11 protein-coding genes are annotated in these 14,525 nt (G+C 63.6%); 5 read left to right on the top strand and 6 right to left on the bottom strand.

Annotation, left to right across the window (positions count from 1 at the left end; all coding sequences use genetic code 11):
* The first annotated feature begins 5 nt into the window (after positions 1–5).
* From DMX11_RS17075 to DMX11_RS17065, 3 genes are read left to right on the top strand one after another with little or no spacing between them, the layout of a single operon-like run.
* Complete coding sequence (locus DMX11_RS17075; protein WP_110745570.1) at positions 6–2,474, top strand: CS1-pili formation C-terminal domain-containing protein; 2,469 nt, start codon at positions 6–8, stop codon at positions 2,472–2,474.
* 51 nt (positions 2,475–2,525) lie between these two features.
* Positions 2,526–3,302: a molecular chaperone gene (locus DMX11_RS17070; RefSeq protein WP_110745569.1), complete on the top strand. Its 777-nt coding sequence runs from the start codon at positions 2,526–2,528 to the stop codon at positions 3,300–3,302.
* Between the two features lie 11 nt (positions 3,303–3,313).
* Positions 3,314–4,477, top strand: coding sequence for a hypothetical protein (locus tag DMX11_RS17065; RefSeq protein ID WP_110745568.1), 1,164 nt, complete (start codon positions 3,314–3,316; stop codon positions 4,475–4,477).
* A 73-nt stretch (positions 4,478–4,550) separates the two neighbouring features.
* Here the strand turns inward: DMX11_RS17065 and DMX11_RS17060 are convergent, their stop codons facing one another.
* The gene (locus DMX11_RS17060; protein ID WP_003252624.1) at positions 4,551–4,703 is read right to left on the bottom strand and encodes a DUF3309 family protein; all 153 of its coding nucleotides are present in this window, start codon (positions 4,701–4,703) and stop codon (positions 4,551–4,553) included.
* 291 nt (positions 4,704–4,994) lie between these two features.
* Here DMX11_RS17060 and csrA point away from each other — a divergent pair, with 291 nt between their 5' ends.
* The gene (gene csrA / locus DMX11_RS17055) at positions 4,995–5,174 is read left to right on the top strand and encodes a carbon storage regulator CsrA (protein ID WP_110745567.1); all 180 of its coding nucleotides are present in this window, start codon (positions 4,995–4,997) and stop codon (positions 5,172–5,174) included.
* Between the two features lie 51 nt (positions 5,175–5,225).
* Here the strand turns inward: csrA and DMX11_RS17050 are convergent, their stop codons facing one another.
* The 5 genes from DMX11_RS17050 to mnmC form a co-directional block, all read right to left on the bottom strand.
* Positions 5,226–5,453, bottom strand: a complete 228-nt coding sequence (locus DMX11_RS17050; RefSeq protein ID WP_013971435.1) for a YheU family protein — start codon at positions 5,451–5,453, stop codon at positions 5,226–5,228.
* An 84-nt stretch (positions 5,454–5,537) separates the two neighbouring features.
* Positions 5,538–6,722, bottom strand: coding sequence for an osmoprotectant NAGGN system M42 family peptidase (locus DMX11_RS17045; RefSeq protein ID WP_003252630.1), 1,185 nt, complete (start codon positions 6,720–6,722; stop codon positions 5,538–5,540).
* 170 nt (positions 6,723–6,892) lie between these two features.
* Positions 6,893–8,638 (bottom strand): N-acetylglutaminylglutamine synthetase, encoded by a 1,746-nt coding sequence (gene ngg / locus DMX11_RS17040; protein ID WP_110745566.1) that lies wholly within the window; start codon positions 8,636–8,638, stop codon positions 6,893–6,895.
* 3 nt (positions 8,639–8,641) lie between these two features.
* Positions 8,642–10,429, bottom strand: coding sequence for an N-acetylglutaminylglutamine amidotransferase (locus DMX11_RS17035; protein WP_110745565.1), 1,788 nt, complete (start codon positions 10,427–10,429; stop codon positions 8,642–8,644).
* A gap of 447 nt (positions 10,430–10,876) precedes the next feature.
* A complete protein-coding gene (mnmC, locus tag DMX11_RS17030) occupies positions 10,877–12,841 on the bottom strand; it encodes a bifunctional tRNA (5-methylaminomethyl-2-thiouridine)(34)-methyltransferase MnmD/FAD-dependent 5-carboxymethylaminomethyl-2-thiouridine(34) oxidoreductase MnmC (protein WP_110745564.1) in 1,965 nt (654 codons plus the stop codon).
* Between the two features lie 136 nt (positions 12,842–12,977).
* Between mnmC and pap the strand changes: the two genes are divergently transcribed.
* On the top strand, positions 12,978–14,495 hold the full coding sequence (pap, locus tag DMX11_RS17025) for a polyphosphate:AMP phosphotransferase (protein WP_110745563.1): 1,518 nt from the start codon (positions 12,978–12,980) through the stop codon (positions 14,493–14,495).
* Positions 14,496–14,525 lie beyond the last annotated feature (30 nt).

The following is a 14,525-nucleotide window of genomic DNA, read 5'->3' as shown; positions in this document are numbered from 1 at the left end:
GAATCATGTTCCAGTTTGCTGCACCCGGCCGTGCACTCGCTGCTTGGTTGCTGGGTGCTGCTTGCCTCTTCCCTTTCGAAGTGTTGGCTGAACGCGAGCCTGATGCTAATGGCCTGAACACGTTCGGGCGTTTGCCAGACGACTTCGAGGCGCACTTTTTCGAGGTGCCACTTGCAGTGCGAGTCGAGCTGGATCAGCGCTACCTGGGTGATGCCATGGTCGTGCTGAGCCGTGATAACCGTGTGCAATTACTGGCATTTACCGACACCGAGCAGAGCACAGAGCCTGCCACAGTGCGCCAGTTATGGCTTCAACGGCTGGAGGGCGGACGCATGCTGGGCGACTGCCTGCAAAACTGCCCGGACGGGTTGCAGGCTATCCATTACAGCCTGGCCAATTCGCAGCTGTCGCTGCTCACCTCCAATGCCGAGAAACTGGAGCAGGACGCGCGCTATCACCGTCTCCCAGAGCAGGGCAGCACCGGGTTGCTGCTGCGTAATCAACTGAATCTGGTGAATGATGGTGAACAGACCTCGGGCAGAATCGGCCTGCTCGGCCAGGGCAATCTGCATGACTGGACCACGCTGGCCGAGGCACGCGTTGATCGTAGTCCAGCTGAGCAAGGCGATGTGCGTTACCGCATGAACCAGCTTTACGCAGAGCGCATGCACGAAGAGCACTTCTTTCGGCTGGGCTACTTCTCTACTGGCGCAGAAGGCCTGGTGCGCCAGCCAACGCTCCTGGGGCGTCGCCCTGACAGCACGCTTGGCTTGATGCTGGGCAGCAGTGACAGCCTGCTGGTCGACAATGGCCAAGCCAGCGCCATCCCTGTCTACGTCACGCCCAACCGCCCGGGTATCGTCGAAATCTATCGCAATGGTTCGCTGATCAACAGTCAGCCGGTACAGCCTGGTTTACAGGCACTCGACACGCGGGTGTTGCCCGGCGGCATCTACGATGTCGAGCTGCGCTTGCTCGAAGACGGCCTGGAGACCTCGCGTAGCGAAGTGTCCATCTACAAGCCCAGCCGCTGGCAGAACCTCGATAGCCGCTGGCGCTACAACCTGTACCTGGGCCAGCAGCTCGAGTTGCTGAGTAACTGGGATAGCCATCGCGAACAGGGCCTGGCGCTCGGGGCCCTCACCAATTATCTGCTGCACCCGGCTGCGGTGCTGGGGTTGTCGATGCAACAGGTCGGCGCTGACCTGCAATTGGGTACCTCGCTGGACTGGGATGTCCATGAGCGCTTCAAGCTGTACGCCAGCCTTAATCAAACCCAAGGTCTGGGCAATGGCGGTGATCTGCAGTTGACCTATACCCACCCCACGGGCTCGTTGTTGCTAAGTCATAACCAGACCTGGCTTGAGCCCAGCGGTCAGGAACGCGACGATCGTTCACAGCGGCAGGTGCGCAGCCGCACCGCGTTTTCGATCAACCAGCGGGTAACCTCGCGCAGTTCAGCAACGCTGCGCCTGGAACACAGTGCGGGCTCGGCCAGCGGGCTGGGTGCCGACCTCAGCTGGGCGTTCTACGGAAAACTGCGGGGGCATCAGAGCAGTGTTCGCCTGTCACTGTTCGACAGGCCCGGCACGCGCAGCAGTGCCGGTGTCCGCAGCCGCGGCATTAACGTCGCTGTCAGCATGAAGCTCGAGCGCGACGGCAAGCAGCTTGGGGTCGATGTCGGTAGCCGCGCCTCGCGTGAGGGGGGTAACGACCCGTACGCTTCGCTGTGGTACAGGCAGGACGTCGACCTGGGCCCAGTGCATAGCCTGGGGGGCAGCGCAACGCTCGACGGCTATGGCACCAGCCTGGCCGCCAATGGGCGCTTTCGCAGCCAGGCATTGCAGGGCGATGCCTATGCCCAGACTTCATCGTTCAACGATAACCTCAGCGGTGGCCTCAACCTGGAAAGCACCTTGGCGCTGGGCGCCGGGAAGCTGGCCATGGGGGGCCAAAACCTGCCGCTCGATGCCGGCCTGATCATCGATGTCGAAACCGACCTGCAAGGTGTGAAGCTACGCGCCAACGATGGCCAGGGCATGAGTGCAATACTCCGCCCCGGGCGCAATATCGTGCCGGTGACGGCATTCAAGTCTGGTCATGTGCGCTTCGACTTCGACGCGAAGGACATGCCGCCAGCGCAGATCCAGCCCCTTGCTGTCGACTATCACCTCAACCGCGGTGGGGTGGGCTATCACGCGGTGAAAGTCATGCGAACGGTCACTGTGTTTGGCCGGCTGCTCGACGGCCAAGGCCAGCCGCTGCAAGGCGCACATGTGATCAATGACGCGGGCCGCACGGTGGTCGAGGTGGATGGCTATTTCAGCGTCGAAATGAGTGAGGCCCGGCCCACCCTGGAAATTCGCCATGGCACGGCAGGCAGCTGCCTTCTGACATTACCGCCGGACCACTTTGACCGCGACGATGACTTGCTGATCGTCGGTGATCAGCGCTGTGTACCGCGTATGGGCTGAACCGGCTTTCAGCCTGTCGCTTTAGAGGGCCTGATCCCGGGCCAGGATTGGATGTTGTGCAAACAGAGGTCGAAGATGCAAAGGTTCACATTTTACTTATCACGTTTGTTGTTCGTCGTGCTGCTGCTGCTGCCAGGGTTTGCCAAGGCCGGGCCACAGCTGGATGTCGGGGCCTTGTATGACTACCTCGAGCCGGGCAAGGGTACCTATGCCAAACGCATCTACAACCGTGGGGACAGTACCGCGTTCGTCAAGGTCAGCGTGCTGGAGCTGGTATACGACGGCGAAGGCGAGCCGCGTGAAGTGGACGTCGATGAGTTGCCGTTCGACCAGCGCAGCGTTGTTGCCAGCCCTGCGCGGATGATCATCCCGGCACGTGGCATGCAGGCAGTCCGGTTGCTGTATCGCGGTGAGCGGGCTCAAGAGCGTTACTACCGGCTGCGTTTCGTGCCAGTGCTACCGGAGCAGGATGACAGCTTTGCACTGGACGATGCGGAACTTGAGGCTTACCGCAATGAGCTCAATGCCGGTGTGCAGTTTCTGGCTGGCTACGGCACCATCCTGATCGCCAAGCCTACTGCCACGCAGTATCAGACCTCGATCGAGCGAGCGGGCGGAAAGTGGACCGTGCGCAACGCGGGTAATGCCACGGTGCTGCTCGACAATGTCCAGACCTGTGTGCGGGGCGATGACGACTGTGATCACCCGGCCAAGCACCATCTTCGCCCTGGGCGCACGCGCGAGTTCATCGAAAAAACCGGTGTCGAATACCGCTTCGAGCTGGTGGAAGGCGATGCGCGCAAAGCCATCGATTTGAAGGCAGGGTGAGAGGTCCAGGCATGGCTGGTAAATGTGCAATGCTGGCGCTGCTGGTCGGCGGGTTTGGTGCATCGTGGGCGCAGGCTGCCGACATCACGCTTGACCTGCGTTACCGCGGCGACACCCGGCAGTTCGAAAACCTGACACCGCGGTCTTCCCCTGTTTGCACCCAGCTGCCGCAGCTTTGTGCTGATCCACTGCAGAGCCTGCTGGACGTGAATGTTGAATACGCCAAGACAGTCGATGGCGAGGGCGCGGACGGTTTCTACCTCTCGGCACCTGTTCAGCCGACGCCGCTGCTGATGGTCCGTGATCAGACCGGTGAGCAGGTCAGCATGGACTTTGCCATTACCCACCTGGGCGGCGCAGTGAGTTCGGACGATGGGGCGCCCACGCTTGCGGCGCGCACGGGCCTGGACTCGAGTGGTTGCCAGGTTGCGTTGGCGAGCGCGGCGCATCGGTTGTTCCTGTGGTCGGTGGCCAGCAGTGGGTGTTGGGCCAACCTCAACGCCGCGCGTGCAAGCATTCACCATGTCAGCCACCTTACGCTGGGTTACCGGCTGAAGACGCCTTTGCCGGCGAGCTTGAAGTCGGGCGTATACCGCGGGCGGGTGGTCTATTCGGTAGGCCCCGACAGGGAGATAGGCCTTGGCTCGAGCCGAACGGTCTCCGCGCTCACCGCAGATTCAATCGCGATCAACGTTACACTTGAGGTGGTGCATGACCTTGAGGTGCGTTTTGAGCCGGGTTCCGAGCAGGTGGCGCTGGAGCCGCCTCAGGCTCGTGGGCAACTTAGCCGAGGGCAGGGCAAGGCAGACAAACTGGAAAAGGACGTAGCGTTCAGCCTGACTGCCAGCGGGCCATTCCAAGTGTGGGCCCTGTGCAGCACCGGGTTGGGCAGCACGTGCAATCTACGGTCGGCCAAAGGCCATGACCTACCGCTGTCGCTGGCAATGACCTTGCCGGGTGTTACCTACCATGGTCGCTCGCTCAACCGGCAGGCAATGGCCTTTGGCGGGGCTGGGAACGCCATGAGCCTGGAAGTCCCGCCTGAAGGTGTGACCGGTAGCCAAGGGCAGTTGCATTTTCATGTATACCCTCGCGGCCACACCCCGGATCAGGATATGTTGCCTGGTACCGAGTATCAGGCCGTGGTGACGATCGTGTTCGATGCGGACCTTTAGGATGACAAGCGGGTGTTGCTACCCGCCTGCCACGCTCCTTCAGCAGTTGCCTGAAGTGGCTGTCCGCATCGGGTCATATCATCCCGAGCAACAGCAAGACCAGCAGAATCACCAATACCACGCCAATAATGCCGGATGGGCCATAGCCCCAGCTACGCGAGTGGGGGAAGACCGGTAAGCCACCGATCAGCAGCAGAATCAGGATGATGATAAGGATCGTGGTCATGGTGGAGTCCTTGCGTGGTTGAGGGGCAAGGGCCTCGAATTGCAGGCCTCTTGATAAATCGGACCGGCGCCGCTTGCGAAAGATTCCATTGGTGTATCGCGGGTACCGGCCTCTTCGCAGCGCAAGGCCGATATGCTGGTGAAAATGCGCGCTCAGCCCCACTCACGAGGAATAGTCTGTAGGGGAAGTTACCCTGAAATGTAGGGCCCTTCTGAATTGCAGGGGAGCTATTGAGTAGCCGAATGCCTGGCAGGCAGTCTCCGGTTTTCCCTTTGGCAGGAGTATCGGAACATGTTGGTAATCGGGCGCGAAGTGGGGGAAATCATCGTGATTGGCGATAACATCCGCATCATGGTGGCGGATGTCCGGGACGGTGTGGTGCGTTTTGGCGTGGACGCACCGCGCTCGGTGCCGGTGCACCGGGCGGAGGTGTACAAGCGTATCAAGGAGGCCAAGCGAGGCGAGGCCTGATGTTGCCTGCAGCCTCCCTACGCAGTCGTGTCCGCGATGGGGCCGGGCCGGCTAGTCGAGCAGTTCGCGGGGCACATCGTGCTTGGCCAGCAACTGGCACTGCTGGCTCTCTGGGTCGAACAAAATGAACGCCTGCCCCTTGGCCAATGCCTGGCGTACCCGCAGCACGCGGGTTTCCAGCGGGGTGTCGTCGCCGTTGTCGGTGCCGTCGCGGGTAACGAAGTCCTCGATCAGGCGGGTTAGGGTTTCTGCTTGCAGTTGGTCATAGGGGATCAGCATGGTGGGCGGCGTCTTGGGTATGGGTGCAGGCATGCTACGCGAAACCTTGGGGAATTTGGGGCCGCATGGGCGGCCCCGAACCCCTCAGCCCTTGTTACCCACCAGGCTGTCCACTGCTGGCACCCGCGTGTCGCTCTCCATCTGCGCATCGTGCTCCAGCTGGTGGCTGAAGCGTTCCAACGATGCATTGGCCGGCTGCGAATCACTGGCAAACACAGGCGGGCTCAGCAGGTACGCCGACAACAACCGGCTCAGCGCCGCCAGGCTGTCGATATGCGTGCGTTCGTAACCGTGCGTGGCATCGCACCCGAACGCGACCAGCGCAGTCCGAATATCATGCCCCGCAGTCACTGCCGAATGGGCATCGCTGAAGTAATAGCGAAACAGGTCACGGCGCACCGGCAAATCGTGGTCGCCGGCCAGCTTCAGCAAATGCCGGGACAGGTGGTAGTCGTAAGGCCCGGACGAGTCCTGCATGGCCACGCTCACCGCATGCTCGCTGGACGCCTGGCCGGGTGCCACGGGGGCAATGTCGATGCCAACGAACTCGCTGACATCCCAAGGCAGCGCGCCGGCTGCGCCCGAGCCGGTTTCCTCGGTGATGGTGAACAGCGGGTGGCAGTCGATCAGCGGCTGGCGACCGCTTTCCACCACAGCCTTCAGTGCCGCCAGCAATGCCGCTACCCCGGCCTTGTCGTCCAGGTGGCGGGCGCTGATATGGCCGCTTTCGGTAAACTCTGGCAACGGGTCGAAGGCGACAAAGTCACCGATGCTGATCCCCAGTGCCTCACAGTCGGCGCGGGTGGCGCAGTAGGCATCCAGGCGCACTTCCACATGCTCCCAGCTCACCGGCATCTGATCGATGGCGGTATTGAAGGCATGCCCGCTGGCCATCAGCGGCAGCACGCTGCCTCGGAACACGCCGGTATCGGTGAATACGCTGACCCGGCTACCTTCGGCAAAGCGGCTGGACCAGCAACCCACCGGTGCCAGCGCCAGGCGGCCGTTGTCCTGCAACTGGCGCACGCTGGCGCCGATGGTGTCGAGGTGGGCCGACACTGCGCGGTCGGGCGAGGTCTGCCGGCCCTTCAGCGTGGCGCGGATGGTGCCGCGGCGGGTCAGCTCGAAGGGGATGCCCAACTCATCCAGGCGTTCGGCCACGTAGCGCACGATGGTGTCGGTGAAGCCGGTGGGGCTGGGGATGGCGAGCATTTCCAGCAGCACGCGTTTGAGGTAGTCGAGATCGGGTTCGGGGAGTCGTTCGGACATGTCCAGGCCTCCGGTCGGGTTAAAATTTCGCAGTCATTGTGGGAGCGGCCTTGTGTCGCGAAAGGGCCGCAAAGCGGCCCCGGCAATATCGGCAGCGAAGCTGAGATCCTAGGGGCGCTTCGCACCCCATTCGCGACACAAGGCCGCTCCCACAAAAAGCCGAGCAGTTGTCAGGCCAACGGCCGGCTATGGGGAAACAGCAGGTCGATAAAACGCTCGGCCGTGGGCTGCGGTTCATGGTTGGCCAGGCCGGCACGTTCGTTGGCCTCGATGATCACGTACTCCGGCTGCTGGGCATCGCGCACCATGAAGTCCAGCCCCACCACCGGAATTTCCAGCGCTCGCGCAGCCCGCACGGCCGCGTCGGCCAGCACCGGGTGCAGGCGTTCGGTCACGTCTTCCAGGGTGCCACCGGTGTGCAGGTTGGCTGTGCGCCTTACCGCCAGGCGTTGCCCGGTCGGCAATACATCGTCATAGCCAAAGCCCGCCGCACGCAGGGTGCGCTCGGTTTCATCATCCAGCGGAATACGGCTTTCGCCGCCTGTGGCAGCCTGGCGTCGGCGGCTCTGTGCTTCGATCAACTGCCGCACGCTGTGCTTGCCGTCACCTACTACCTGCGCCGGGTGGCGGATGGCGGCGGCTACCACTTCATAACCGATCACCACAACGCGCAGGTCGAACCCGGCATGGAAGCTTTCCAGCAGCACGCGGCTGTCGAACTGGCGGGCGTGGGCAACCGCCTGGGTAATCTCGTCGATGCAGGTCAGGTTCACCGCCACCCCCTGGCCTTGCTCGCCATCGACCGGCTTCACCACCACTGCGCCATGCTCGTCGAGAAACGCCAGGTTGTCGTCGGCATTGCCCGCCAGCTGCTGTGCCGGCACCTGCAGCCCAGCGTTGTGCAGGGCATGCTGGGTGAGGCGCTTGTCCTGGCACAGGGTCATGGTCACGGCACTGGTCAAGTCGCTGAGCGATTCGCGGCAGCGAATGCGCCGACCACCCAGGCTTAGGGTAAACAGGCCGCCAGCGGCATCATCCACGTGGACCTCGATGCCGCGGCGCAGCGCCTCGTCGACGATGATGCGGGCGTAGGGGTTGAGATCAGCTTGCGGCCCGGGGCCAAGAAACAACTGCTCGTTGATGCCGTTCTTGCGCTTGACCGCAAAGGTGGGCAGGTTGCGAAAGCCCAGCTTCTGGTACAGGCGCTTGGCCTGGCGGTTGTCGTGCAGCACCGACAGGTCGAGGTAGGCCAGGCCGCGGCTCATGAAGTGCTCGATCAGGTGGCGCACCAGCACTTCACCCACACCGGGGCGGGTGCAGTGCGGGTCCACGGCCAGGCACCACAGGCTACTGCCATGTTCCGGGTCGTCGAATGCCTTGGCATGGTTAAGGCCCATGACGCTGCCGATAACCGCGCCGCTGTCTTCGTCTTCCGCCAGCCAATACACCGGGCCGCCCTGGTGGCGCGGGGTGAGCAGCTCGGCATCGACCGGCAGCATGCCGCGCGCCTGGTACAGGGTGTTGATCGCTTGCCAGTCGGCGGGGTTCTGCGCCCGCCGCACGCGAAAGCCGCGAAATACCCGCTGCGCCGGGCGGTAGTCGGTGAACCACAGGCGCAGGGTGTCGGAGGGGTCGAGGAACAGTTGCTGCGGGGCCTGGGCCAGCACCTGCTGCGGAGCTGCCACATACAGGGCGATGTCGCGTTCCCCGGGGCATTCGTCGAGCAAGTCGGTGGCCAGGCTGGCCGGGTCGGGGTAGGTGTGGCCGATCAGCAACCGGCCCCAGCCGCAGTGCACGGCCCGCGGCTGGTCGTGTGGCTGGCTGCCATCGCCGGCCAAGCGCGCCTGCAGGCGCTCGTAGGACGGCGTCTGGCCGCGCAGCAGGCGCTGACCGTAAGCGATTTCGTGGGCTTTCATGGGTCAGATTCCTTGTTCGCTCAGCCACAGGTTGAGCGCGGCCAGTTGCCACAGCTTGGACCCGCGCAGCGGCGTCAGCTGGCCGTGCGGGTTGCTCAGCAGGCGGTCGATCATGGCCGGGTTGAACAGCCCACGGTCCTGGCTGGGGTCGGTCAGCAGCTCGCGCACCCAACCCAGGGTGGCGCCCTCCAGGTGCTTCAGGCCCGGCACCGGGAAGTAGCCTTTCTTGCGGTCGATCACCTCATGCGGGATCACCCGTCGCGCCGCCTGCTTGAGCACCTGTTTACCCCCATCCGGCAGCTTGAAGCGCGCCGGGATGCGGGCCGACAGTTCCACCAGGCGGTAGTCGAGGAAGGGCGTACGTGCCTCCAGGCCCCAGGCCATGGTCATGTTGTCCACTCGCTTGACCGGGTCGTCGACCAACATCACCGTGCTGTCCAGGCGCAGGGCCTTGTCCACCGCATCCGGGGCGCCGGGGCGGGCGAAGTGCTCACGGACGAAATCGCCGGCAGCGTCGGACTCCAGCAGCCACGGCGCCTGTACGGTGTCCCGGTACTCGGCGTGGCTGCGGTCGAAGAAGGCATCGCGGTAGGCGGCAAACGCATCGTCGGCGCCGTCCACCTGCGGGTACCAGTGGTAGCCGGCAAACAGCTCGTCGGCACCCTGGCCGCTCTGCACGCCCTTGCAGTGCTTGGCCACTTCCCGCGACAGCAGGTAGAAGGCGATGCAGTCGTGGCTGACCATCGGTTCGCTCATGGCACGGAAGGCGGCCGGCAGCTGGTCGATGATTTCGTGTTCGGCAATGCGCAACTGGTGGTGACGGGTGCCGTAGTGTTTGGCGATCAGGTCCGAATACTGGAACTCGTCGCCACGCTCGCCGCCGGCATCTTCAAAGCCGATGGAGAAGGTCGACAGGTCGTCAACACCCACTTCGCGCAGCAAACCGACCAGCAGGCTGGAATCGACGCCGCCGGACAGCAACACACCCACATCGACGGCTGCCCGTTGGCGGATGGCCACGGCGTCGCGGGTGGCATCGAGTACGCGGGTGGTCCAGCCTTCCAGGTCAAGTTCACGCTCGTCCGGGTTGGGGCCGTACTTCAGCTGCCACCAGGTCTGGCGTTCCACTTCGCCATGGCGGTCGACGCGCATCCAGGTGCCAGGCTCCAGCTTCTGCACATTGGCCAGCAGGGTGCGTGGTGCCGGTACCACGGCGTGGAAGTTCAGGTAGTGGTTGAGTGCCACAGGGTCGAGCATCGGGTCGATGTCGCCGCCCTTCAGCAGCGCTGGCAAGGTCGAGGCGAAACGCAAGCGCTCGCCGTTGCGCGACAGGTACAAGGGTTTGACGCCGAGGCGGTCGCGTGCCAGGAACAGGCGCTGGTTATCGCGCTCCCAAATGGCCAGGGCAAACATGCCGTTGAGTTTGGGCAGCAGCGCCGCGCCCCAGGCGTGGTAGCCCTTGAGCAGCACCTCGGTGTCGCCATCGGACCAGAACTGGTAACCCAGGTCTTGCAGTTCCTGGCGCAGCTCGGGGAAGTTGTAGATGGCGCCGTTGAAGGCCAGCGACAGGCCCAAGGTGTTGTCGACCATCGGCTGCGCCGAACCGTCGGACAAGTCCATGATTTTCAACCGCCGGTGGCCAAGGGCAATCGGCCCCTGGCTATGGAAGCCCCAGGCATCCGGGCCACGCGGGGCCAGGTGATGGGTGATGCGCTCTACCGCAGCCAGGTCGGCTGGGCGAGGGGCTTGGTCGATGGGGGTGAAACGCAACTCTCCTGCTAATCCGCACATAAGTCCTTACCGGTTTTTCCGTTGGGGAGGTGATGCCCCGGATTAGGGCAACTTAAGGAACTGACCTGTGTGCTTTGTGAGAGTTTTAGAACAATCTGTTATATGAGGGTGAGGTGGCAGGTTATTGTCTGGGGTTTTGTGGTGTTGCAGAAATCGAGCGCCGCCCGCGCGGCGCATCGCGAGCTGCGCTCGCTCCTACATTTGTTTCGGGCCAGTAACGCCTGTGACAGGCGCGCGCGACCGCCTGGTTTGTACGACGCGATATCGCGCCATGCGCCAAGGCGTTCGCGCGCAAATCCCCCAGGAATAATTGGCCCGAAAAAAACGTAGGAGCGAGCGCAGCTCGCGATGCGCCGCGCGGGCGGCGCTCGATCTCATAGGCGACGAACAACTCAAGGCATGCACCTGCCAGCCGCTACTGGCCCACCCGACAGGTGCACCAAGCAATCACTTCCCCCGAATCAACCGGCGCAAGGCAAACCGGTTCGGATGACACGCCTGCGCCACCTCCCGCGGCACCGGCAGCGGCTCGCCGCAGACCCAGGCGGCCATCAGCTCCCCGCTCAAAGGCGCCGTGATCAACCCGCGCGACCCGTGCCCGCTGTTCACATACAACCCTTCCAGCCAAGGGCAGGGCACATCCGGCACCTGCCGGGCATCCCGGCCTAAAACGGCATAAACTTCGGCGAATGCCTGTGCGTCAGCCACCGGCCCGACGATCGGCAGATAATCCGGGCTGGTACAACGGAACGCCGCGCGCCCTTGCAATTGCTCAGGGTTCAGCTCCGCCACGCCCAGGCGCTGGGCCAGGTCAGTGGAAATCTCATCCAGCAACGCCAGGTTGCCCTGGTGCTCGGCCACTGTCGGCGCCAGGTCTTGGCTGTGGAAATCAAAGCTCGCCCCCAGGGTGTGTTCATCACCCCGCGGCGGTGCCACGTAGCCCTCCGCGCACACCACGGTGCGCAGCGCCCGGCTGCTGGCGGTAGCCGGCAAGCGGGTGATCTGTCCACGTATGCGCTTGAGCGGCAACCCTGCACAGGGCTCGAAGCGCCGCACCTCGGCAGCCCCGGCGAGGATCACCACAGGTGCACTGGCCAACAGCTGCTCGCCCGCCCAGGCCTGCCAGCGTTCATCGACCTTGCGTAGCTCGATGACTTCCTGATGGGTCACCAGGCGGATACCTGGGTGCTGCAACTGTTGCTGGCACAGCGCCGGCGGATGCACCCAGCCACCTTCGGGGTAGAACAGCCCGCCGCCAGGCAATGCCACCCCGGCGATGGCTTCGGCCTCAGCGCGTGTCAGCGCATGCAGCAAATCGTGGTCGAAAACGGCAGCCAGTTTGCCCTGGCGCTCGGCCTCCTTGCTGTCGAAGGCCAGTTGCAGCACCCCGCAGGCATCCCAGTCGCGGCCGCGCTGCAAGTGTTGCAGTTGGCGCCGGGTGTAACCGAAGCCGGACAGGATCATCTGCGACAGCGCGGTGCCATGGGCCGACAGCTTGAGGTACAGCACCCCTTGCGGGTTGCCCGACGCTTCCTGTGCTGGCGCGCCGTGGCGCTCGAGCACGGTCACCTGCCAACCACGCCGGGCCAGGCTGGCGGCGCTGGCGCTACCGGCAAGCCCGGCACCGATCACCAGTGCCTCTCGCGGGTGATGTGCAGCAGGCGGGCGAGCGTACCAAGGGGCACCAGGGCCGGGTTGGGGGCCGATGTAGGCACCACTCATCACCTCCCACTTCTTGCCGATGCCTGGCACTTTCTTCATGGCAAAACCGGCTTCTACCAAGCTGCGGCGGACCCAGCCGGTGGTGGTGAAGGTGCCCAGCACTGTGCCCGGGTGTGACAGCCGCGCCAGCTGCGCGAACAGCTCCGGGGTCCACATGTCGGGGTTCTTGGCCGGGGCGAAGCCGTCGAGGAACCACACGTCAACCTGTGCATCCAGTTGCGGTAACTGCTCCAGGACATCGCCAATCAGCAGGGTAAGGGTGACCCGGCCCTCAGCAAAGGTGAATTGCTGGAAGCCCGGATGCACTGCCACGTACTGCGCCAGCAGGGGCTCGCTGTAGGCGGCAAGCTCAGGCCACAGGCGCACGGCACGGGCCATGTCGGCGTGGCCAAGGGGGTACTTCTCGACACTGACGAAGTGCAGGCGGGCATCGCTGTGCGCGTGCTGTTCAAAAAGCTGCCAGGCACAGAAAAAGTTCATCCCGGTGCCAAAACCGGTTTCACCGATCACCAGGCTGGCGTGCGCTGCCAGGTCGGCAAAGCGCTCGGCCAGACGGGTCTGGCCGAGAAACACGTGCTTGGTTTCTTCGATGCCTTCGTTGACTGCGAAATAGACGTCGTCGTACTGCCGCGAGTGGGGGCGGCCCTGGTCGTCCCAGTCGATCTGGGCGTGCTGGAGGAGGGTGGACATGGTGGGCTCGATTGCAGCGGATGGCGCGATTTTATGCCATCCGCACCCCCTGTGGGAGCGGGTTTTCCCATGAAGGGGTCGGTACAGACAGAAATGAAATCCGCTAGTCTTGCTTATCCATTGAAGGAGCCAGTGCATGTTCGAATCCGCCGAAATCGGCCACAGCATCGACAAGGAGGCTTACGACGCCGAGGTACCCGCTTTGCGCGAGGCCTTGCTCGAAGCCCAGTACGAACTCAAACAGCAGGCGCGTTTTCCGGTGATCGTGCTGATCAACGGCGTCGAAGGCGCCGGCAAGGGTGAGACGGTCAAGCTGCTCAACGAGTGGATGGACCCGCGCATGATCGACGTGCTCACCTTCGACCAGCAGACCGACGAAGAACTGGCCCGGCCGCCGGCCTGGCGCTATTGGCGGGCGTTGCCACCGAAGGGGCGGATGGGCGTGTTCTTCGGCAATTGGTACAGCCAGATGCTGCAGGGGCGGGTGCACAGGCTGTTCAAGGACGCCGTCCTCGACCAGGCCATCACCGGCGCTGAACGCCTGGAGCAGATGCTGTGCGACGAGGGCGCGCTGATCATCAAGTTCTGGTTCCACTTGTCCAAGAAGCAGATGAAGGCCCGCCTGAAATCGCTCAAGGACGACCCACTGCACAGTTGGAAGATCAGCCCGCTGGACTGGCAGCAGTCAGAAACCTACGACCGCTTCGTACGCTTTGGCGAGCGTGTGCTGCGCCGCACCAGCCGCGATTATGCGCCCTGGCATATCGTCGAGGGGGTCGACCCGAACTACCGCAGCCTGGCGGTGGGGCGCATCTTGCTGGAAAGCCTGCAGGCCGCGCTGGCCAACAACCCCAAGGGCAAGCACCAAGGTAACGTGGCCCCGCTGGGCCGCAGTATCGACGACCGCAGCCTGCTCGGGGCCCTGGACATGACCCTGCGTCTGGACAAGGCCGATTACCAAGAGCAACTGGTAACCGAACAGGCGCGCCTGGCAGGGCTGCTACGTGACAAACGCATGCGCCGGCATGCGCTGGTGGCGGTGTTCGAAGGCAACGATGCCGCCGGCAAGGGCGGTGCCATCCGCCGCGTGGCCGCAGCGCTGGACCCGCGCCAGTATCGCATCGTGCCGATTGCCGCACCGACTGAAGAAGAACGCGCGCAGCCGTACCTGTGGCGGTTCTGGCGGCACATTCCGGCGCGCGGCAAGTTCACTATCTTCGACCGTTCCTGGTATGGCCGGGTGCTGGTGGAGCGGGTCGAAGGCTTCTGCACCCCGGCCGACTGGATGCGCGCCTACAGCGAGATCAACGACTTCGAAGAGCAGTTGGTGAATGCGGGAGTTGTGGTGGTGAAGTTCTGGCTGGCGATCGACCAGCAGACCCAGCTCGAGCGTTTCCAGGAGCGTGAGCAGATCCCGTTCAAACGCTACAAGATCACCGAAGATGACTGGCGCAACCGTGACAAGTGGGGTGACTACACCCAGGCCGTGGGTGACATGGTCGACCGCACCAGCAGCGAGATCGCGCCGTGGACGCTGGTGGAGGCCAATGACAAGCGCTGGGCGCGGGTGAAGGTGTTGCGCACCATCAATGAGGCGCTGGATCTCACAGGCGCAAAGAATCTCAGCCCATGCCCTACAAGAATGATTGGATGAATTCTTTTCTCGGTACGGTTCCCCGTAACA

The sequence above is a fragment of the Pseudomonas sp. LB-090624 genome (genome assembly GCF_003205205.1).
In the GTDB taxonomy this organism is placed as follows: Bacteria; Pseudomonadota; Gammaproteobacteria; order Pseudomonadales; family Pseudomonadaceae; genus Aquipseudomonas.
Note: the sequence above shows the minus strand (reverse complement) of the source record. Positions and strands in the feature narration are given on the sequence as shown.

Coding starts and splice junctions, on each gene's coding strand:
- csrA (WP_110745567.1), top strand. CDS start 4,995: ATGTTGGTAATCGGGCGCGAAGTGGGGGAAATCATCGTGATTGGCGAT.
- DMX11_RS17070 (WP_110745569.1), top strand. CDS start 2,526: ATGTTGTGCAAACAGAGGTCGAAGATGCAAAGGTTCACATTTTACTTA.
- DMX11_RS17050 (WP_013971435.1), bottom strand. CDS start 5,453: ATGCTGATCCCCTATGACCAACTGCAAGCAGAAACCCTAACCCGCCTG.
- DMX11_RS17075 (WP_110745570.1), top strand. CDS start 6: ATGTTCCAGTTTGCTGCACCCGGCCGTGCACTCGCTGCTTGGTTGCTG.
- ngg (WP_110745566.1), bottom strand. CDS start 8,638: ATGAAAGCCCACGAAATCGCTTACGGTCAGCGCCTGCTGCGCGGCCAG.
- DMX11_RS17035 (WP_110745565.1), bottom strand. CDS start 10,429: ATGTGCGGATTAGCAGGAGAGTTGCGTTTCACCCCCATCGACCAAGCC.
- pap (WP_110745563.1), top strand. CDS start 12,978: ATGTTCGAATCCGCCGAAATCGGCCACAGCATCGACAAGGAGGCTTAC.
- mnmC (WP_110745564.1), bottom strand. CDS start 12,841: ATGTCCACCCTCCTCCAGCACGCCCAGATCGACTGGGACGACCAGGGC.
- DMX11_RS17045 (WP_003252630.1), bottom strand. CDS start 6,722: ATGTCCGAACGACTCCCCGAACCCGATCTCGACTACCTCAAACGCGTG.
- DMX11_RS17060 (WP_003252624.1), bottom strand. CDS start 4,703: ATGACCACGATCCTTATCATCATCCTGATTCTGCTGCTGATCGGTGGC.
- DMX11_RS17065 (WP_110745568.1), top strand. CDS start 3,314: ATGGCTGGTAAATGTGCAATGCTGGCGCTGCTGGTCGGCGGGTTTGGT.